Raw genomic sequence first — 20,654 nt, 5'->3', positions numbered from 1 at the left:
ATACGTAATAAATCCGTAAAATCTGTTGATATCTCCTGTAACTCTCTCTCCCTATACAGGACCTGGTAGCTATTGCATTGCCGGCTGTGACCACCTGCCTGGTCTGAAGCTACACTATATCACTTAACGCTCCCTGTTCTTCCGTGAGCTACACAACTGCTGAGAATAAGACTATACTTCCGTTATATAAAACCCGTTATTTGTTTACTTACTACTAAGTAAGTATATTTGTGCCGCAAACGGCAGATCATGTCTGAAACAAAAGATAAAATAGTGGCGCTGGCCGACCGCCTGGTGAGGACTAAAGGATTCAATGCTTTTAGTTATAAAGACATTTCAGCACCGCTGGAAATAAAAAATGCAGCCATACATTATCATTTCCCGGCAAAATCCGACCTCGGCGTGGAGGTAGTGGACCAGGAGATGGCAAAATTTCATACACAAACCAGCAGGTGGAAAAGTCTGCCGGAAAATGAACAGCTGGAAAAGCTCACGGAAGTATTCCGTCGTCACAGCGAAGAAGGCAATATCTGTTTAATGGGTTCTCTTGCACCGGACTTTGAAACGTTGGATCCAGCCATGCAGGCCAAAGTACAGGAAATGGCCGGAAGCATTGTGAACTGGCTTACCCAATGCCTGGAACAAGGCAGGAAAAAGAAACTTATTCATTTTAAAGGCACCGCCCATGCGCGGGCGCTGATCATTATATCCAATTTGCAGGCTTCCCTTCTTTTATCGAGGGTGATGGGGCCATCTGCTTTCCGCCTTATTGCGGAGCAGCTGATGGACGACCTGCAGCATAAATAACCAGCTATGAAAAGAGTTGTTATAACAGGAATGGGTACGGTATCTCCCATTGGTAATAATGTTACCGATTTCTGGAACGGTCTTGTTAATGGTAAAAGCGGGGCTGCTACCATCAGTCACTTTGATGCCAGCCGGTTCCGCACACAGTTTGCACATGAACTGAAAGGCTTTGACCCCTCCACTTCACTGGATAAGGGAGAGCTCCGTAAAACAGACCCGTTTACCCAATATGCACTGGTAGCGGCCGATCAGGCGGTAAAGGATTCAGGGCTCGACTTCAGCAAAATGGATCCTTTCGATACCGGCGTGATCTGGGGCTCCGGCCAGGGTGGCATGCAGACGTTTGAAGAACAGGTGACCGAATATGTTTCCGGTGATTTTAATCCCCGTTTCAGCCCTTATTTTGTACCCAAGCTGATCACCAATATGGCATCGGGTATGATCTCCATCAAGTATGGCCTGATGGGCATTAACTATACCACTGTATCAGCCTGCGCTACCTCCAATACTGCCATCATGGATGCATTAACGTATATCCGTTTGGGTAAGGCCAAAGTAGTGGTGACCGGCGGGTCTGAAGCGCCTGTAACCCCGGCATCCGTGGGCGGTTTCTGTGCCATGAAAGCCATGTCGGTGCGCAATGACGACCCTACTGCTGCATCCCGTCCTTTTGATGTGCACCGCGATGGTTTTGTGATGGGAGAAGGCGCCGGCGCACTGATCCTGGAAGAGTATGAGCATGCCAAAGCCAGGGGCGCGTATATTTATGCAGAAGTAGCCGGTGCTGCTATGACCGCCGATGCGTATCATATGACCGCTACCCATCCGGAAGGATTGGGCGCCTTGCGCGCGATGCAGCTGGCACTGGAGGACGCGGGCCTGAACAAGGAAGCAGTAGATTACCTGAATGCACATGCTACCTCCACTCCCGTAGGCGACCTGAGTGAAATAGCCGCCATCGGCAAACTGTTTGGCGCCACGCCATCACACCTGCATATCAGTGCCACCAAATCCATGACAGGCCACCTGCTTGGCGCTGCGGGCGCCATAGAAGCCATCGCCAGTGTGATGAGCATACAAAAAGGCATCATCCCTCCTACTATCAATACACAGGAGCTGGATCCCGCCATCCCGGGTACCTTACAGATCGTACTGGGCACCGCCCTGGAAAAAACTGTGAACGTAGCCATGAGCAATACCTTCGGGTTCGGCGGACACAACGGGATAGTGGTGTTCAAAAAAGCGTAGTTTGCAGCGGAATTTGTCTTGTTCCAGGACAAATTCCGCCCCGCAAATACTCCTTTCTATCACATGATCTACCCCCTGGTCACAACTGACGGAACAGACAAGGGGAAAACACTATCTTACCGGAAATTATTACCCGGTATGAAAAAACTATTCGCATCATGCCTCCTGTTATGCTCGTATACTGGTTTGATGGCCCAGATGCAGCCAAGCCTGGTTCCCTTCGGGAAAACCGACAGTATATATTCTGATATCCTGAAAGAAAACAGGCCACTGTGGGTGTATACACCGCCCGCAGATACCAGTTACTTTGCAAAACCCGCCTACCCGGTGGTGTACCTGTTGGATGGAGATTTTCATTTTGCGTCGCTGCAATCCATGATCCTGCAATTAAGCACTGTCAACGGTAATACAGCATTGCCGCGAATGATCATAGTAGGTATTCCCAACACCAGAGGTAACCGCACACGCGACCTTACCCCTACACGCGATTCGCTGTATCCTGGTTCAGGAGGCGGCGAAGCCTTCACCGGTTTTCTTGGCAAAGAGCTTATTCCCTACATAGATAAAAAATACGCCACCGCTCCCTATCGTGTTCTGATAGGGCATTCCCTAGGCGGACTGATGGTGGTAAATACCCTGCTGCATCATCCCGGACTGTTTAATGGCTACATTGCTATTGATCCAAGCCTCTCGTGGAATAATAAACAGATGTTGTCCCAGGCCGGTACACAGTTACAGTCGTCTTTTAAAAACAAAAGTCTCTATCTCGCGGTGGCGCATACCATGAAGCCGGGACTCGACACCATACAATTGCGGAAAGACAACTCACAGGGATCTGTACACACCAGCGCTATTCTTACTTTTACCGACCTGTTGAGAAAATTTACCGGTAACCAGCTAAGATGGAGCTATAAATATTATGAAGATGATGACCATAATTCCATACCATTTGCAGGAGAATATGATGGCCTGAGATTTCTTTTCCCGCATCACCGTTTTCCTACCTACCTGTATACAGATAATACCTGCCCGGCAGATTCCCTGGAAGCACTTATTACCACACACTTTAAAACCCTGTCTGAAGAGATGGGCTACCAGGTACGACCCTACGAAACTACACTGAATGAATTCGGGTATTATAATCTTCAACAGAAAAATTATGCCAAGGCCGAAATGTTCTTCCGGCTGAACATCCGCTACTTCCCCGAAAGCTTCAATACTTATGATAGTATGGGTGATTATTACCTGGAAAGGAAGGATACTGCCCAGGCTAATATCTTCTGGAAAAAAGCACTGGCCACCCGGTTCTCCAAAGAAATAAAAGAGAAGATAGATAAGGTAAACAACAAGGTGTCACATTGAGCGCGTATTTTGTCTTGGAACACTGATTACGCTGATTATGATGATTTCGCTGATACTTTTTTAATTTTTTATAATGAGCAGTAACCAGCTATTATCTAAATTTTTAAAAAACATCAGCGAAATCATCATAATCAGCGTAATCAGTGTTCCAAGACAAAAATACGCGGCTTTTAAGGCAGCGTATTGAAGTTGATCACCGGCGCAATACCTGATGGGGTGCGGGTGAGCGGCGTATTGATCTTTACAAAGTTGGAAAAGAAGCCGCAATTACGCAGGTAAAACTTAGTGGATTCCACACCGCCGGCAAAGTCCATACGCGACTGCGATTCGGCAGTAGCATCGCCGTTAAATTGTGCATTAGTAAGTTCATGCCAGGTCCCATTGGTATCTCTTGCCCACTGATTCCCATACTGCACTTTTCTCCCGATATAGCCTGTTTCCGGAGAAAAACTTTCCAGGAACGAATATAAACCGGTTAACCACGTATAGGTTTTCGGGCGGCGGAAGCTGGCTATCAGTTGCCAGGAACCGGTTTCAGGAGCATAGAACCAGGACGTGAATTCTGTTTTGTTATTGGCTACCGGCACTGCATGAGTTAAAAAGCGGTACGTAGTGCCCGCCTGCCAGTTGTATAGGAGATAGCTTTGTCCACCGGCCCCCTCGTTGCCAAAAGTACCCGTTTGTACGCCAGGGCCTTTGCGCAGCAGCTCAATCTTCAATGAATCCGGGATACTATTGGGATCATCTGTAACGGCAGGACTCCAGACAGAAAATAATATCCTTCTTTCAGTGGCGCTGTTTACCTGTATACCACAATACCCCTGGCTGAAGCCATTAGTCATAAAGTAAGATCCTATAGGGTCCTGGCCGGGGGGCACTGTTACCTCGTTATAAAACCATTCTACGATTTTGCCCGCTGGCGGCGTATATCCCAGGTTCACAGAGGGTCCTCTCCTGCCGAAGTATACATCCGTTTGAATGTAATTGAGCCGGCCGCCGGTAGCAGCGCCGCTGATGTACAGATCCGACAGTTCTGCATAATAGCTGTCCGTTTTGGATACCCCCTGGAAGTCTACTTTCACATAGCCGGTATCCGTTAGGTTGAAATCTCCCACATCAATGGTGTGGTAGTTGCTGCCGGAAGCTGTAATGGTTTTCGACTGGCCTGCTACAGTGATCTTAAGCTGGCTGCTGCCGGCCGGCACCTTTCCTCTTAATGCCAGGTGCAGTGTGCCTGTAGCGCTGGTTCGGAAGTAAGCGCTGAAAACAGCGCTGCTGTTGCTCCAGTAGGTAAGACCACGGTCCAGTACTAATTCCCCAGTGCTCGTGCCGCGTTGTGTAAGCCAGGCATTATTTCCAAGCGCTACGGCAATATCCGTAATGCCGGAAGTTGTAGTGGTAGTGGGTAACAAGCTGTCTTCCGGGATTACGTCAGAAAGGGAATAATTCCTGGAACAGGACAACAGGATAAGGCATCCGAATGCGAATGCAAGCGATAATTTTGTTTTCATTGCAGTTTATGGTTGGTTGGTTTAAAAAGAAAAATAGGTTCTCTAGTCTCTCATAAGCTTTTCTACGTGGTAATGCCGGAATTTAACTAACCTGCAGGTTATATAGCAATTGCCCCTGCTGATATGACATTACAATGACACCTGTATTTTTACAGAACAGGCTGATTGTCTTATTCATCTCCTTAAAAAATAATACTACACGAATAGGGGTAAGTAGCAGACATAGTGTCTTCCTTCTAAAGATTTTTATGAGCCTGCAACATAAACACCGGCAACCCATGCAACTAAAAAAAAGATACACCTGTTTGTTAATTATCTTTTTCGCACTTACACCACTGCAAAAGCTGTGGGCCCAGCTGGGCGCCACATCCCTCGATGGCCCCGGCATAGGGATCAGCGTAGATTACTTGCCGGCCTCCCGTTATATCCGGCCGGAAGACAGTGTAAAAACCAAGTCCACCACCTCTCAGCAACGTTATAACTTTGGCGCTATATTCTCACTGGGCAGTCATGTAGATACCGCTACCGGTAAGGTCCGCAACTGGACGCTGGCGGCTTCCGGCAGCTACACTAAAATGCTGAACAAAGATTATGATAACCGGATCTTCCCCGAAGAATTACTGGATGCACAACTGGCGCTGCAACACTTCCGCAGCATCGGTAACCGTTGGGGTATGGTGAGTGTATTATCTGCCGGGCTTTTCACCGATATGGAAAAGATCAATAGCAAAGACATTTTCATAAACGGGGGCGTATTGTTTGTAAAGCAGCATAACCGGCGGTTTTCTTACGGTATCGGCGCTATGTTCACCAATACTTTTGGTACGCCTATGTTATTGCCTGCGATCCTTTTAAAATGGCAAACGGAAAGTAAGTTCAGGATAGATGTAAACTTCCCTGAAAAGATAAGCGTATCTCACCGCATGAATAAACAAACCGACCTGGCGTTGGCATTCCGTATGCGTGGTTCCTCTTATGATGTGGAAAATGCGCCGGACAAAAAGCGGCTGATGGGCTACTCAGAACTAAGCGTGGGATTGGAAAATACCTGGCATCTGAGCAGGCATATTGATTTTGTGGCATCAGGTGGCAGTATCCTTTATAGCGGTACTACTTTCCGGGAAAAGAGTTTGTCGGAAATGTTTTCCGACAAGCCGATGCATAGGTTTGCTACCAATTACTTTTTCAGCGGCGGACTGCGGTGGAATTTTCAGCCACGTAAATAGCAGCCACATTTTAAAGAGAACCGGTCACTGTTGCTTAACAGTGACCGGTAAAATATTATCTCACTTCATACGGAGGCTGTGCAGGCGCCTTATAAGGCTTTGTTTGTAACAGGCTCTTTATTTCGGTAATGGCACGCTCCAGTTGCGGATCGATGCCTTTGGCCATATCGCCGAGATTTTCATCTACGGCAATATCGGGATCAACACCATGCCCTTCGCGGAACCAGGTGCCATCGCCATTGAACATACGGAACGATGGTACGGTGATCACACCGCCATCAATCAATGCGGGAGTATTGCTGATGCCAATGAGACCGCCCCAGGTACGGGTGCCAATGATGGGGCCCAGTCCGGCTTTACGGAAATAATCAGGGAACGCATCGCCGCCGGAACCACTCCACCCGTTGATGAGCATTACTTTCGGGCCAAAATTGGCATAGGAAGGCCATTGAGTGGGCGTACCGTTACGGGTGGCCCAATAAGCCAGCGGCTTGCGGTTCAGCATTTCAATAAAGCGATCAGGGATCTGGCCGCCATTATTGAAGCGCTCATCAATAACAAGAGCGGCTTTGTCCCACTGCCCGTTGAACTGGCGGATCAGTTCATCCTGCCCGTCGATACCCGTACTTGGCACAAAGATGTACCCCACCTGGTTATTGGTGGCATCAGCCACACGCTTGCGGTTACTCTCTATCCAGGCCAGGTGGCGCAGGCGGTATTCGCTGCCGATAGTTTTCACGATGGCGGTTTTAGCCCCTTCCACAGAAGGACTGCTGTTCCAGGTAAGCTCTACTACTTTCCCGGCGAGCGACTGGAAAACGCCATAGGGTTCCTCCGCGGTGGTAAGCGGCTGGCCGTTTACCGCCAGGATATAATCGCCTTCATGGATGTTTACACCCGGCTCGTCCAGCGGGTTGCGGGCTTCCGCATTCCAGGGCGCGCCGCGGATAATGCGTTTGATCTTATAGTATTTGCCATCTGCCTGCCAATCGACCCCGAGGTAGCCAACATTTTCATGCTTACCATCTTCCACATCACCGCCAAAATTATAGGTATGTGAGGCGTTCATTTCGCCCAGCAGCTCATTGATCACAAAGCTCACTTCTTCACGGGTGCGGGCGCCTTCCAGGAGATGCAGGTATTTGTCTTTTACATTATTCCAGTTGACGCCGTGCATATGCGGATCGTAGAAGAAATCGCGTTCCATGCGCCAGGTGTCCATAAAAAGCTGTTTCCATTCTTCTGCAGGGTTCACGGTCATTTCCATTTCCTCTACACGCATGGCGGTGTCAATTTTCTGGTTCTCGGCTACATCAATGATGCCGTAAGGGCCGTTGTTCACCAGGATCTTATTGCCATCCGCAGAAAGTTCGTACTGCCCTGGTTCCTTGATAATAGTTTTTACCTGCCGGGTAGCAATATCATAATACTGCAGGGTGGCTTCCCCGTTGCTTTCCTCATCAGCCGGCGGTGTGCTGCTTACAAACAGGATCTTACCTTTCGCTGCGCCAAGGCGGGAATAATTGCCGCCTGGCACCGGGAGCAATACCATCCTGGCTTCCATATTGTCGAGGTCTATGCTGGTAGCCGTTTCTTTTTTCTCTTCCGCAGGTTTTTCTTTCTTAGCTTTTCCTTTTGTGGCGGCAGGTTTCTCAGGCTCTTTCTTGTCTTCCTTTACATCCACGGCATCATTACGCGTAGCCAGCAGGGAAGGTGTTTCCTTTTGCAGGCCTATCACTCCTATCACGGTGCTGTTGGCGTAAATAAATGTATTGTCGATGCTGCTGTACGTAGGTTTAAACGATTGGTTGGTAAGTACATACAGGTACTTGCCGGCTTCATCAAATACCGGGCGGCTCACGTCATAGAAGCCGCCGGTAACCTGGTGGCGCTGGTTGTTTTTGGTGTCGAAAAGAAATACGGCTTCGTGGCCGTTTTCCATATCACGGCTATAGGTGAGCCAACGGCTGTCGGGCGTCCAGCTGAAGCGGAAGCCTTCCAGTACATCAGGCGAATAATGCAGGGCTTTGTCTACTGCGGTGGTTTTGCCGGAGGCGATATCCAGCACCCATATTTTCAGCTCCTGGTCGATGAACGCAATTTGTTTGTTGTTGGGCGACCAGTACGGGCGATAGCGGAATCCCGGGCCATAGTGAGTGACCTGTTTCGCCTGGTCCTCTTTACCGGCGGTAGCCAGCCATAGCTCATATTCACCTGACTTATCGCTCCACCAGGCAATGCTTTTACCATCCGGCGACCAAACAGGATAGCGCTCCGCTATGCCGCTGGTACGGGTAAGATCTTTCACATAGCCCTTTACAGCGGGCACGGAGAATACATCGCCACGGGCGCTGATGAGCGCGCGCTGGCCATCAGGGCTTACGGCGGTGGACTGTATATATTTCATGGTGCGCTGGGTGCGTGGTTTGAGCGCGGCCAGGTCAGTAGTGATATTGATCTTCACTTCAGCGGATTGCTGCGTGCTCAGGGACATTACGAACAATTTGCCATTGGCTTCATATACAATATCGTCCGGCCCCATGGAAGGAAAGTGAACGTCATAGTCTTTGTAGCTGGTGATCTGCTCGTATGCTTTGGTATTTACATCATAGCGCCAGAGGTTCATCCTCTTTTCAGCGCCGCGGTCGGACAGGAAGTAAATAAAATTGTTGTACCACATTGGGAATTCATCACCTGCTTCGCTTTTTGCAGAGATGTTTTCCGACAGTTGTTTTGTAAAATCAAACACATGGATCTCTGCTTTCATACCGCCACGGTATCTTTTCCAGTTACGGAAACTTTGTGAGCGGGTAACCAGAGCCATTTTGGAAGCGTCGGGCGACCATGATCCGAATTCAGCATAGGCCAGCGGCAGTTTAGCGGCGGCGCCTCCATTTCCGGGAATAGTATAAAACTGGTTGAAGCGTTCTTTGGTGCTTTCCCTTCCCGAGGCAAAAAGTACCTGTTTGCCATCAGGCGTCCAGTCCACCACACGGTCTGTGCCACCATATTCAGTAAGCCGCAAAGGTACCCCTCCGGCTACCGGCAATACATACACGTCCGTATTGCCGTCGTAATTGGCGCTGAAAGCCAGTTTGCTTCCATCCGGCGAAAATTTGGGGAAGGTTTCCACTCCCGGAGGGGAAACCAGTTTAATGGCTGTGCCACCGGTTTTTGGAACAATCCAGATATCGTTGGCATAGGAAAATGCAATCTGCGACCGGGATACGTCGGGATAGCGGAACAGGCCGGCATCTACCTGTGCCATAGCCTGTTTTCCTGCCATAGCAGCAAGAAAAAACAGGGCGGTTTTCTTCATCATAAGCGTTATGAATTTTTTGATCATCCCGCACCGGGGCGGTTTATTTTTTGTTGTGGATTTAACAACGTACTTGCTAATCTATGGAAATCCCGTGATTTCATAATTACCTCTGATCACAAAAGATTTTACGGTCATCCACACACGTATTCCCTTAATTTCCCGGTGTGCATAAAAATGTAGAATAGCCGCTATGGGGAGTCCTGGGCGAAAATGCCCGTGCATAAAGGCTGTGCTGCTTTATATTCCCCGCCTTTTACGCAAAAAAAGCCGATCTTTGTACGGTATCAAATTAATACATGCATATGGCTAGATCCCAGGAAACAGTTGGTAAAAAAGAAAAAGAAAAGAAAAAAGCAAAACAACGGCAGGATAAGCAGGAAAGAAAGGAAGAACGAAAGAGAGAGAGTGCTAAAGGAAAGAGCCTGGAAGATATGATGGCTTATATCGATGAGAATGGTAATATCTCTTCCACTCCCCCCGATCCAAGCAGAAAAAAAGAGATCAATGTGGAAGACATTCAGCTGGGCCCAGGCAGGCAACTGCCCGAAGAGCCGGCAGACCCAATCCGTAAAGGCGTGGTGAAGTTCTTCAACGAATCCAAAGGCTACGGTTTCATTATCGATCAGCAAACACAGGACAGTGTATTCGTACATATTAACCAGCTGACTGAGCCGATCAAGGAAAAAGATAAAGTAACTTTTGAAGTAGAGAGAGGACAGAAAGGTCCAAGTGCGGTTAATGTAAAGAAAGAAGTAAAAAGCTAAACTGTAACTGGTCTGGCTTTATTGAAATAAAAAAATCTGAGCGGTTACCGGTAATCGCTCATTTTTGTGCGTGGTAGGTACTGAGCCACCTTCCTAAAAAAACACAGCGTGCCACATCCACTGAAAAGACTCTTCCAACGCCCTATCATCTGGCTTTCCAACAGGTTTTCTTCACAGCCGGACAAATTACAGGTATTCGCTTCCCTATCACAGCTCCAAGAGGAGATCCTTAAAGGCAACCGGCAAAAGGGACTGATAGTGCCCTTCGACTACGAGCATAGCCGTTTTATTATTTTCTCAGACCAGCATAAAGGCGGTAAAGACGGCGCCGACGATTTCATGGCTGCGGAAGATAACTATGTAGCGGCACTCCGTTATTACTACGATAAAGGTTATACGTTTATTAACCTGGGCGATTGCGAAGAACTGTGGGAATGCCCGCCTGCTACCGTGATCCGCGAATACCGCAACACCCTGCTGGAAGAAGCCCGCTTCCTGCAGCAGCAACGCTACTTCCGCGTGTTCGGCAACCACGACCTTGAATGGCATTACGTAGTGCCACGACAACAATTCCTGAAAGATATCTTCGGGAAAAAACTGAAAGTATATGAAGGCCTTATCCTTCAAACCCGTTACCAGGACCAGGATTACCGCATTTACCTTACCCATGGCCACCAGGGCGACCAGCGCAGCGATGGCAATGCTTTCAGCAAATGGTTTGTAGCAGCCATATGGACACCCCTCCAGCGCTTCTTTGATATCCGCATGGATACGCTCTCAGACTCTTTCGACCTGGCCGACCGTCACAATATCATGATGTATGAATGGAGCATCCAGTATAAAAAAACATTCCTGATATCAGGACATACCCATAAACCTGTGTTTGCCTCATTGGATCATATTGATAAGCTCACGAAGCAACTGGATAAAGCCCGCGCCCGGGGAGATGCTGAGCAGGTAAGCATCTTACAAAAAGCATTGGCAGCGCGACAGGCAGAATATGCAGGTAAACAATTGGTGAAAACAATGGCACATCCCTCCTATTTTAACACCGGCTGCTGCTGCTTCAGCGATGGTGACATTACCGGGCTGGAAATTGCCGACGGCGCTATACGGCTGGTTAAATGGAAGAAAGATGCACAGGGGAATTCCCGCGTGGTACTTGAAGAAGCCCCCCTGTACTATTTATTTGATCAGATGACCTGATCGGCTACCGGCTGCCGCACCGGCGTATGCTGCGTCTGCTCCAGGAAAGCCTGCTTTACCACTTTCGCCGTTTTGTGATCGCCGGTATGGCTCCATCCCGGCGGCATTACAATGTATAACAGCTTATTCTTTAAACCCGGCGCTTTCCGCACATCTTTCCACAAACCATATAGTTCACCGAAATAAACATCCAGGAAATTGTTGGGATTCATTTCCCGGGATATGCCATACTCTATCTGCATATCATGCTTTTCAGGCTGGAAGGTGCCAAACACTTTATCCCAGATATTAAGCAGATTGCAGAAATTAGTATCCATATACAAAGGATTTTTTGCATGATGCACCCGGTGATGAGATGGCGTGAGAATGATCCTGTTCAGGAAGCCAAGACGCCCGTCTTTAATAAGGTTCTCTCCCACGTGGATAAAAGCTCCCCAGGTACCGTCGATGAACATGATAATGAAAAGCAACGGCGGATTCACTCCCATCAGGATACAGATGCTGGTACGGATCACATCTGCATACGGCGCTTCCAGGAAAAAATGCGCATAAGTTACCGAAAGGTTCATGGTTTGCGGCGCATGATGGGTAGAATGCAGGCACCAGAACAAACGTACTTTATGCCCGTAATAATGATAAATAAAGTGAGAGAACTCCCAGATCACATACCCGTAAATAAACCAATACCATTTAAGCGAGGTTTGGAACAACGCATACTTTTCCAGTAACCCGATACAGAAGGCCACCATAGCAATAGAGATAAACCGGGAAATAAACCGGTTGGCTACAAAGATCAGGAAAGGCATTTTATAGTCTTCGATCTTAAACCTTTTGTAAAAAATGGCCCGTCCTATTTCCAGCAACAGGAGAAATGGTATCAATGGCGAGATTGCGGAGAAGATCCCGTTCAGGGTAAGCAGTACTTTATAATTCCCCGTTTTACATATTTCTATGAGTTGTGTGATTCCCAGGAATCCTATGATTTCCCTGAATATTGTTTCAATAACTCCCATAACGCGCTTTTATTTAGATCACTTTGTAGGTACAAAATACAACTTTGTATGAACAAAGTATAGAAAATGCCCAGCTTTTTTTTCAGGATACAGGAGAGGCCGGTACCTGGCATACCACTGGGAGTACCGCCTGATGGGCATAAATCCGTACATTTATGACCGGAAGACCCAAAACTATTTTATGGAAGAGGCTGATAAATTACAACGTATTGTTGAGGCAAGGATGAAGCTCAAATCCCGCTTTGAGGAGAAAATGCGGCTAACCCCATCGGTGGCCGACAATAAACCGCAGGGCAGTGGTAACCCCAACCGGCATGGCATGCCGGTATTGCCAATAGGGCAAACCATCACCCGTAAGTGGCCGGTACTTGACCTGGGGATACAGCCCGAAATTGAAAAGGATGAATGGCAACTGATCCTGGATGGCGCCGTGGAGCACCCGGTAACTCTCAGCTGGGCCGATTTTCTTGCACTGCCGCAAACAGCAGACACCTCCGATTTTCATTGCGTAACCACCTGGTCCAAGCTCAATATGAACTGGATAGGCGTACGGTTACTGGACCTGGCAGCATTGGTACAGCCAAAAGACACGGCCACGCATATACTCTGTTATGGTTATGACGACTATACCACCAACGTGGCGCTGGAAGAAGCGCTGAAACCCGATGTACTGCTGGTGCATACATATGAGGGCGCGCCTTTGCCGAAGGAACATGGCGGCCCCGTAAGGATGATCACGCCTGAGCTATACGCCTGGAAAGGCGCGAAATGGATACACCGTATAGAATTCCTTACGGCCAACCGGCTGGGCTTCTGGGAAGAAAGAGGCTATTCCAATACCGCCTATCCCTGGAGGAACGACCGGTACAGTTAATTGTTTATAAACTTCACCAGCGACGGTACCAGTTTGCCGGCCAGCGGCAACGGCGCCGTTTCCTCCTTTGCAGCCGGTGCAGAGGCTTTCAGCGTATGCGTCATACCGGTAATCATCAGCAGTTGGGAGCCTGGTTTGCAGTTATGCAGTATATCCGCCTGCACCGGTGGCACCTGTGTGTCGCTGGTACCGCCTATAACCAGGAACGGCATCTTTACTGCAGGAAGCAATGCACATGGATCATAATGGAAAGTGCTTTTCCAGAACGCATACAGCGAAGGATTAAAAATAGTGCTGAGCGCCGCCGGCACCTGCTGCGGGTCCCTTCCCTGCCGCAATTCATTTAAGGTAACCGTTACCGCATCATACAGTGAATCAGCCAGCATAGGCTTTAACTGCGCCAGCAATAATTTATCCATACATTCGCCCGGGCCTGATAGAGAAACCAGGCTATTGAAACTTCTGCGGCCCGCCGCCATCAGGCCTATTAAAGCGCCTTCGCTATGACCAACTACCGTTACACTTTTAAACCGGGCTGTGTTTCTCTGCAAATGATCAATCCAGGTAACAGCATCATCGGTATAGTCATCCAGCGAAGTGGCGCTGCTGCTTTTTTTGAAACCGTTGCTCTGCCCGATGCCGCGCTTATCGTAACGCAGGGAAGCAATGCCGTTATCGGCCAGTGCAGCCGCCAGCTGCTGGTAAGAGCTCCCGTTGGGCGGAGGTAATAAGGGGTTATTACCATTATGATCTGTAGGCCCTGAGCCGGCAATGATCAACACTACGGGCCATGGCTGCCTGGCTGCCGGTTTTGCCAGCACGCCATACAGGATACCCCCATCTGTGGTAACCACGGTATCCCTTTCCTCGAAAGGCAATAATACTGTAGCTTTGGGCTTGTTTCCCGCAATAAAAAACCCGGCAATACGGTGGCTGTTGTCGAATACTACCCTAAACGTAATGACGGCTTTGGCAAACCTGTTATCTGCCAGTATTATATCATATGCTCCTTCCTTTAATGCTTTTGTGGAGATGACGGCTTCCCATTTTCCATAAGATTGTTCAAGCTGTTGCCAGATGCCTTTCAACATTTCCGGGCTCACTTTTTCTTTCATACCGGCATCCATATTTTCCCTGGCGCCATCCCAGTTTTCTTTACCCAGCTGCTCAAAAAGATGCGTAGCCACCTGGTCGTTTTGCTGCGCAGCGGCGGAGAAAAAAAGGATACACAGGAATGATAAGAGGTAATACTTTTTCATAGATCCGGAGTTTGCTGAATTATTTTTCTGTAGATGTAATAGGAATAACCACACGTAACAAGCGAAGATACAAGGATCACAAACAGCATCAGGTAATGCAGCTGTTGCCCGCTTACAAGCCAGGAAAACATGAAGCCCAAAGTACCCGCAATAAACAGTACCACGCCTCCCACGCGATGGGTTCTACGCCATACGGTTTCGTTCTTCAACGTCCACGGCGTGCGGATGCCAAAGAAATAATTGGGCCGCACATTGTACATCAGGTTCCCGCAAACGGCCAGGAAAACAAACACCAGCTGCGGCATAAGCCTGGCCATGTTAAACCCTTCCCCGGCAAGCATGGAGCAAACAGGCCCGGCAGAAAGCACCAGGTGTGTGCCTGCCCAGATGATCACATACGGTTTGCGGGATAAAGGCTTCTCCTCACTGTTCCTGTACAGCGAAGCAAACAGGCGGTACAGGAATATGTTTAATAATACGAGTACCACGATCCCTGAAATATATCCCCATAGTACCCCTTTGCCGGCTGGTATTTTCCCTGATGCTACCAGCATCTCATATACCGGGATACCGCTCAGGAATACTACGATCACCACTTTGAAGCCATATAGGAAAGGGGCGATCTGCACCATGTCTTTCCTGCTCTTTTCATTCAGCAATGAAGACATTAATGGGATACTCATACACAGGTAAGCGACCACGGCGCCTGCAAAAAGCACCGATACCAGTCCCAGTGGCGGCATATAACTGTCTGCCACCCATTTACCTTCTTTACTGATGCTGTAGTGTGAAGGTATTGTTTCAGGAAGATCGGCACGGAGCAGGGCATATACCAGGAAAGGCATCGCCATGGCCAATATCAGCAGGATTTCCTTTAACCATTTATTTTCCTTCATATCGGCCAGTTTTGGGCTTCATCACCGGTAATGCCTCCGCTGTGAACTGCAGCATCCATTTCAGCAGCTCATCCATTACCGTAGTGTTGAGGGAATAAAATACAAACTGTCCCTTTTTTATACTGGTAAGCAGTTCCGCCTGTTTAAGCAGATCCAGGTGATGCGATATTGTAGGCTTGGAGAAATTAAAATGCTCCGCTATCTGACCGGCCGTCAGATCCTCTTTTTTAAGCAACTCCAGGATATCCCGGCGGGTTTTATCGTTGAGCGCCTTAAATACGTTGTTCATAAAGAATATATTTAGACAACTATCTAAATGCTAAAGTAGTCAAACCGGATGGAATGGGCAAAATAAAAATGTTACTTGAAAAGAAATAGTTGCGGATCGCCTTCGCGGATTTTGTCTGACTCAGGATTATGATGATTAGGCTGATTATCCTGATTTGACTTTTTCTGATTTTAAAAGGATTTTGGGAGATATAAGGGGAAAATATGCCGCCCATATCTCCCGATCTTTAAAATCAATTATAAATAAATTCAGGTTTTGATTTAAAGAATATAGCAAGATATAAGCGAAAGCATCTGCTAATTTCTCCCAAAATTTTTTTAAATCCCCAATAGTCAAATCAGGATAATCAGCCTAATCATCATAATCCTGAGTCAGACAACCTTCGCTCAAGGCGCAATTTCAATAGCGGTTCCCTCCTGCCAGTGCTTATGTTCGGGAGTATAATAGAGATAACAGTTACTTGCTTTTCCCTTGTATTTACCAGGCACATCTGCTTTCAGATCGAGCCTGACGGATTTGGTTTCGCCCGCGGCAAATCCCATCCAGTAGAGCACCAGGTAATTATCGAAGATCTCGTAATAGGCCACTTCTTTCTTCTCTGCCAGCTCCTTCAGTTGCCAGGGCTGCAGCGATAGACCGGCAGGAATGCCAATTTTTGCAATAGCCATGGGCTGCAACGTGGATTTAATGTTCTTTACTTCTATATTCATCCGCACAGTTTCACCGGCTTTGGTGCGCTTTTCGCTTAAAGCGGTATACAGCTGCAACTCTGCTGCAGCGCTGCCAGGCGGCTGCATGGTGAAATAAGACAGTTCCATGTTGTATGGCAAACCTGGCTGATGGTCGCCGTATTCCACGGCAAAAGTATTGATGCCGGTTTTCACTGCATGACTGAATGCCTGCCCCGCTTCAAGCGGCTCGTTATTGAGGTGGAAGCTGATAACACCGTTGCTTTCCGCACGCCCTTTTAATTTCACGCATTCCACAATCGCATTAAGCGCCAGCACCGTGGCCTGCGTAGATCCGTAACCGTAATATACCTTTTCAGATAGTATTTTAGAGATGGCAATGGCAATAGCAGCCATGTCAGGGTGCTGTTCACGGGCAAGCGCCATGGCATATAACGATAACGCCTCTACGCGGAGCGAAGCATCCCTGGAATTAACAACAGATGTGGCTGCCGCCAGGTTCTCCTTCCTGTAACTCTCCTTCAGCGCAGCCATCAGGCGGTGATAGTTGGTAGTATCTTTCATATTGCTGGCCGCCAGCGCCATCAGTCCCAGCTGGTAACCATCGTTGGAGGCCAGCGCTTTCTGCATCCCGGCGTTATACTCCCGCTGTATCTCACCGCCCACGCCAGCCTGTGTAAGCGCATATACAATATACAGGTTGGCAATATTGCCAGGCACCGACCTGAACTTGTCATAACCACCAGCCGATAACTTAAAGCCGCCTTCGCCATCGCGGCGATTAAGCAGGAACGACTTTGTACGGGCAAGCATGCTTTTGTCCACGTCAATGAATGCCTGCATATCTGTAAATTCCAGTAAGCCATAGGCGGTAAGCGCTTCATGCGGCGGCGTATGCCCAAACCATTCGAACCCACCCATGGCCGTTTCAAAGCCAATTAGCCTCTTGTAACCCGCTTCAATATATTCCAGCGCTTTGGCTTCTACCTCACGGTTCGATTTCCCGGACTCTTTCAGGTATTTCAGGATGAAGATATTTGGATAAGTACTGGAAGAGGTTTGCTCAAAACAGCCATAAGGCTCTCTCAGCATGGACTCAATACCATCCAGCAGCTGCCCTTCCAGTGAGGTGAACACCTGCAGCCTGGTTTGTATGCTACCCTTTACCGGTTCGCTGATCTGGAAGGAATGCTGCGCAGATGTTTCACCTGAAAAAGTATGTATAACAGGAAAACCACGCTGCGCCGCTGCTATGGGAAGCGACAGGGTTTCCGTTACGCCTTTTCCATGCACGGTAAACTTCACTGTGCCAGAGGTAGGCGCAACCGCTTCCAGGGGAACAAGCACCTGCCTGGAGCCGTTGGGTTCCAGCGTCACCTTGTTCTCAAACCTGCCGGCCGACATATTAACGGGAACGGCTATACTAATATCCAGTTGTATAGCAGAGGCGCCGTTATTCTTAAGTACCAGGGGCACCATCGCCTGGTCGCCAATAGTAAGATAAGGCGGTATTTTGGCGTCTATCTGCAACACATTGCGGGCCGACCAGGTAGCTTCTGCCCTGCCTGGCTTGCCATTCCAGGCAATACCTTCAGCAACTGCCCTGAAAGTAGTAGCGGCATCAGAGTTGTAAAATTCCACCGTAGCCATGCCTTCCTTATCTGTTTGCACTACGGGGTTCCAGTAAATGGTTTCACGGAAATCAGTTCGTTCCTCCGTATCCGTAGTTGCGTAATGGGGCGCAAAAAAACGCCTTGCCACGGAGAAGCTGGTCTGACTGGGCGGCACTGCCGCGGTAGCATAATAGCTTCGTTTGCCAAGATTGAAACGGATCCTGCCGGGAAGCTTATTTTTGGTATGGATAACAATCACGCCGTTAGCGCCCCTCGTACCATAAATGGCAGTGGCAGCCATATCCTTAATCACCTCAATGGAAGCAATATCATTTGGGCTCAGTTGCATATCCAGCCCTTCCATCACTACACCATCTACCACAAACAAAGGTTGGTTATTACCCGTAAGCGAAGCATTTCCCCTGATCCGTATATCTTCCGCGCCGCCGGGATTCCACGCGGGTAGTACCGCCAACCCCGCTACCCTGCCGTTCAGGATTTCCTCCTTGTTGCCTTCAATATCCTCACCCTGGTATATTTTCAATGCCCCGGTCACCGATCTTTTCTTTTCCACGCCATAACCCACCACTATCACTTCTTCCAGGGCCTTTGCATCTTCAATCTTCACCATATTCATTACAGCATCAGCATCTTCTTTTTGCCCAGGCACTACCGGTAACGGCTGTACGGCGGGTTGCAGTACAACGCCTTTCTCCAGCAACTTGCGCGCCCTGATCTCGTTAAGCTCTACTCCATGCTGCTCTATCCGTATGGTTACCAACTCACGTTTTTTTACAGGTCTTGCAATAAGGCAGTACCTGCCGAGTGGATCCAGGTTGGTAAAAAAGAAGGTGCCATCGTCATCTGTATTCATTTGTATAGCCTTCCCGTTATCACCGGTATTGATGAGGAAAACAGTGGCCTGCACAGGTTTCTTTTCTGCATTCAGCACAGTGCCGCTCAGCACCTGGCCTTCATCAGGAATATACCTCAGCAATTCACCGTTCCTTGCCTGCGGGATGTAATCAAAATAACGGTAGCCATGGGTAAGCATCACCAGGTCAAGTGCAGGACCCGCCTTAGGCTCATCTTCCCGGAAATAAAACAACGGCTCTTCTATCTTCCCACGCAATTCGCTGCTCATCAGCAACCACGATAAAATATGATCCTGCTTGTCATCGGCATAGGTCCAAAGCTTGTCGTCCATTACTGCAACGGATAAATTGGATGGTAACGGCGTTCCCTTATCATCCATCGTTTTAATGGTCATTTTTACTTTCTCCCTGGGCAGGTATTCTTTTTTATCGGTAGTAATGCTCACCTGCATTATCTTATTCCTGTTCAGGAATACCAGCCGCTCTGCAACAGGGGTTTTGTTGCGCAACAACAAGGTAAACCGCGCAATACCGGCAGGGAAAAGAGACTCATCTATGTCAACAGCCTGCGTGCCTTTCTTCAGCTGCAATACTTTTGTGTAATAGGTCACTGCTTTTGTCTGCCCTGTCAGCGTTACCTGCTGATCAGTCATAGCAGATAGTTCCAACTGAAACTTTCCATCTTTCTTTATAAAATTCATCACCACGCCTTCGCTCCTGCAGGCAGGGAAATCGTATACCTGTGAAATATGCAGCGGTGAAATTATTCTTACCGTATACTTTTCACCAGGCAGCGGTGTAAAGGAGAATTTCCCCATACCGGCATAGTAACTTTCAAAGGCGCTCACCTGCCGCCCTGCATGATCGAGCACAACTCCTTTTATATCGGCTGGTTTGCCATGCTCATTCACTGCCCTGAAAGCAATATTACTGGTAAGCCCTGCCACCAGTGCACCTCCTTCGGGCAACAGCTGCAGATCTATTTTATTAAGTACAATAGGAATGCTGCGTGAAATGGATTCTTTATAGGCATCATAGTCGATGGTTACATTCAGTAACCCGTCGGTGGTGCTAAGATCCGCCGGTAGCCTGAATTGCAGCTGCACCTTACCATTGCCGCCGGTTACAGCTTTACCTGTTTGTATAACGGTACCGCCTATACTTATTTTATAATTCACGGCATGCCCTGCTATGGGCTGATCGGATAAGTTCCTGATCGTATAATCGGCTGTCACTTCGTCGCCGGGGCCATAGCCTTTTTTGGGGAAATCCAGTTTCATCAGTACCCGGGGCGGAATTACCTGTTGCACGGTAACTTCCTTTGTGTAAAAGGTACTGTCGTTTTCGTTGCGCATCCAGGAGGTATAAGCTTTGAGCCTGTAAATACCACCGGGAACGGAAGGCTCAAAATAAAAGGAGCCTTCAGCATAACCATCTGTGATCCTATAACTGAGCTTTTTAAATACTTTCCCCGAAGGGTCCAGTATGTCTACAAACGCTACCCTGCTCAGGGAAGAAGGCTGCTGATCTTTCGCATTGACCAGGTATAGTTTAAAGAACATTTCATCACCGGGCTGGAAAAAAACATGACTGGTATGAATATAGATCTTCTCTTTAAACGAGGTATAGTCGTATGTTTGGGCCTGCGCAGCCAATATGGTGAACAGGTATATGCAAAGGAAGCTGATAATTTTTTTCAT

14 protein-coding genes are annotated in these 20,654 nt (G+C 48.3%); 7 read left to right on the top strand and 7 right to left on the bottom strand.

Going from position 1 to position 20,654, the window contains the following annotated elements:
- Window positions 1-249: 249 nt before the first annotated feature.
- From ABIE50_RS17560 to ABIE50_RS17550, 3 genes are all read left to right on the top strand, one after another.
- Complete coding sequence (locus tag ABIE50_RS17560; RefSeq protein WP_209857600.1) at window positions 250-807, top strand: TetR/AcrR family transcriptional regulator; 558 nt, start codon at window positions 250-252, stop codon at window positions 805-807.
- A gap of 6 nt (window positions 808-813) precedes the next feature.
- Window positions 814-2,055 (top strand): beta-ketoacyl-ACP synthase II, encoded by a 1,242-nt coding sequence (gene fabF, locus ABIE50_RS17555; RefSeq protein WP_142686846.1) that lies wholly within the window; start codon window positions 814-816, stop codon window positions 2,053-2,055.
- A gap of 138 nt (window positions 2,056-2,193) precedes the next feature.
- Window positions 2,194-3,417: an alpha/beta hydrolase-fold protein gene (locus tag ABIE50_RS17550; RefSeq protein ID WP_209857599.1), complete on the top strand. Its 1,224-nt coding sequence runs from the start codon at window positions 2,194-2,196 to the stop codon at window positions 3,415-3,417.
- A 170-nt stretch (window positions 3,418-3,587) separates the two neighbouring features.
- On the opposite strand, the gene ABIE50_RS17545 is transcribed toward ABIE50_RS17550, so the two are convergent.
- Window positions 3,588-4,928 carry a DUF3472 domain-containing protein gene (locus tag ABIE50_RS17545; protein WP_209857598.1) on the bottom strand — a complete coding sequence of 447 codons (1,341 nt, stop codon included), beginning with the start codon at window positions 4,926-4,928 and terminating at the stop codon, window positions 3,588-3,590.
- 278 nt (window positions 4,929-5,206) lie between these two features.
- On the opposite strand from ABIE50_RS17545, the gene ABIE50_RS17540 reads away from it, so the two are divergent.
- Window positions 5,207-6,154 (top strand): DUF6268 family outer membrane beta-barrel protein, encoded by a 948-nt coding sequence (locus tag ABIE50_RS17540; protein ID WP_209857597.1) that lies wholly within the window; start codon window positions 5,207-5,209, stop codon window positions 6,152-6,154.
- Window positions 6,155-6,209: 55 nt separating this feature from the next.
- On the opposite strand, the gene ABIE50_RS17535 is transcribed toward ABIE50_RS17540, so the two are convergent.
- Window positions 6,210-9,476: a S41 family peptidase gene (locus ABIE50_RS17535; RefSeq protein WP_209857596.1), complete on the bottom strand. Its 3,267-nt coding sequence runs from the start codon at window positions 9,474-9,476 to the stop codon at window positions 6,210-6,212.
- Window positions 9,477-9,778: 302 nt separating this feature from the next.
- Between ABIE50_RS17535 and ABIE50_RS17530 the strand changes: the two genes are divergently transcribed.
- Window positions 9,779-10,240, top strand: a complete 462-nt coding sequence (locus tag ABIE50_RS17530; RefSeq protein ID WP_142686842.1) for a cold-shock protein — start codon at window positions 9,779-9,781, stop codon at window positions 10,238-10,240.
- Between the two features lie 108 nt (window positions 10,241-10,348).
- Window positions 10,349-11,446, top strand: coding sequence for a metallophosphoesterase (locus ABIE50_RS17525; RefSeq protein ID WP_354028061.1), 1,098 nt, complete (start codon window positions 10,349-10,351; stop codon window positions 11,444-11,446).
- Here the strand turns inward: ABIE50_RS17525 and ABIE50_RS17520 are convergent.
- Window positions 11,434-12,459 carry a sterol desaturase family protein gene (locus tag ABIE50_RS17520; RefSeq protein WP_209857595.1) on the bottom strand — a complete coding sequence of 342 codons (1,026 nt, stop codon included), beginning with the start codon at window positions 12,457-12,459 and terminating at the stop codon, window positions 11,434-11,436. The genes ABIE50_RS17525 and ABIE50_RS17520 overlap by 13 nt on opposite strands.
- A 181-nt stretch (window positions 12,460-12,640) precedes the next feature.
- On the opposite strand from ABIE50_RS17520, the gene ABIE50_RS17515 reads away from it, so the two are divergent.
- A complete protein-coding gene (locus ABIE50_RS17515; RefSeq protein WP_209857594.1) occupies window positions 12,641-13,333 on the top strand; it encodes a sulfite oxidase-like oxidoreductase in 693 nt (230 codons plus the stop codon).
- Here ABIE50_RS17515 and ABIE50_RS17510 read toward each other — a convergent pair.
- The 4 genes from ABIE50_RS17510 to ABIE50_RS17495 form a co-directional block, all read right to left on the bottom strand.
- Window positions 13,330-14,592: an alpha/beta fold hydrolase gene (locus ABIE50_RS17510; protein ID WP_209857593.1), complete on the bottom strand. Its 1,263-nt coding sequence runs from the start codon at window positions 14,590-14,592 to the stop codon at window positions 13,330-13,332. The genes ABIE50_RS17515 and ABIE50_RS17510 overlap by 4 nt on opposite strands.
- Entirely contained in the window at window positions 14,589-15,488 is a 900-nt protein-coding gene (locus tag ABIE50_RS17505; protein WP_209857592.1) for an SdpI family protein, read from the bottom strand. The genes ABIE50_RS17510 and ABIE50_RS17505 overlap by 4 nt, the downstream gene beginning before the upstream one ends.
- A complete protein-coding gene (locus tag ABIE50_RS17500; protein WP_209857591.1) occupies window positions 15,475-15,777 on the bottom strand; it encodes an autorepressor SdpR family transcription factor in 303 nt (100 codons plus the stop codon). The genes ABIE50_RS17505 and ABIE50_RS17500 overlap by 14 nt, the downstream gene beginning before the upstream one ends.
- 386 nt (window positions 15,778-16,163) lie before the next feature.
- A complete protein-coding gene (locus ABIE50_RS17495) occupies window positions 16,164-20,654 on the bottom strand; it encodes a TonB-dependent receptor plug domain-containing protein (RefSeq protein ID WP_209857590.1) in 4,491 nt (1,496 codons plus the stop codon).

It is taken from the genome of Chitinophaga sp. OAE865 (assembly GCF_040546735.1).
Classification (GTDB): domain Bacteria; phylum Bacteroidota; class Bacteroidia; order Chitinophagales; family Chitinophagaceae; genus Chitinophaga; species Chitinophaga polysaccharea_A.
The sequence above is the reverse complement of the archived record's forward strand: the minus strand, read 5'-3'. Positions and strand labels throughout refer to the sequence as shown.

Excerpts from the sequence above, each read along its gene's own strand:
- ABIE50_RS17535 (WP_209857596.1), bottom strand. The coding sequence starts at position 9,476 with ATGATGAAGAAAACCGCCCTGTTTTTTCTTGCTGCTATGGCAGGAAAA.
- ABIE50_RS17495 (WP_209857590.1), bottom strand. The coding sequence starts at position 20,654 with ATGAAAAAAATTATCAGCTTCCTTTGCATATACCTGTTCACCATATTG.
- ABIE50_RS17510 (WP_209857593.1), bottom strand. The coding sequence starts at position 14,592 with ATGAAAAAGTATTACCTCTTATCATTCCTGTGTATCCTTTTTTTCTCC.
- ABIE50_RS17550 (WP_209857599.1), top strand. The coding sequence starts at position 2,194 with ATGAAAAAACTATTCGCATCATGCCTCCTGTTATGCTCGTATACTGGT.
- ABIE50_RS17545 (WP_209857598.1), bottom strand. The coding sequence starts at position 4,928 with ATGAAAACAAAATTATCGCTTGCATTCGCATTCGGATGCCTTATCCTG.
- ABIE50_RS17530 (WP_142686842.1), top strand. The coding sequence starts at position 9,779 with ATGGCTAGATCCCAGGAAACAGTTGGTAAAAAAGAAAAAGAAAAGAAA.
- ABIE50_RS17540 (WP_209857597.1), top strand. The coding sequence starts at position 5,207 with ATGCAACTAAAAAAAAGATACACCTGTTTGTTAATTATCTTTTTCGCA.
- ABIE50_RS17515 (WP_209857594.1), top strand. The coding sequence starts at position 12,641 with ATGGAAGAGGCTGATAAATTACAACGTATTGTTGAGGCAAGGATGAAG.
- ABIE50_RS17505 (WP_209857592.1), bottom strand. The coding sequence starts at position 15,488 with ATGAAGGAAAATAAATGGTTAAAGGAAATCCTGCTGATATTGGCCATG.
- ABIE50_RS17500 (WP_209857591.1), bottom strand. The coding sequence starts at position 15,777 with ATGAACAACGTATTTAAGGCGCTCAACGATAAAACCCGCCGGGATATC.
- ABIE50_RS17560 (WP_209857600.1), top strand. The coding sequence starts at position 250 with ATGTCTGAAACAAAAGATAAAATAGTGGCGCTGGCCGACCGCCTGGTG.
- ABIE50_RS17520 (WP_209857595.1), bottom strand. The coding sequence starts at position 12,459 with ATGGGAGTTATTGAAACAATATTCAGGGAAATCATAGGATTCCTGGGA.
- fabF (WP_142686846.1), top strand. The coding sequence starts at position 814 with ATGAAAAGAGTTGTTATAACAGGAATGGGTACGGTATCTCCCATTGGT.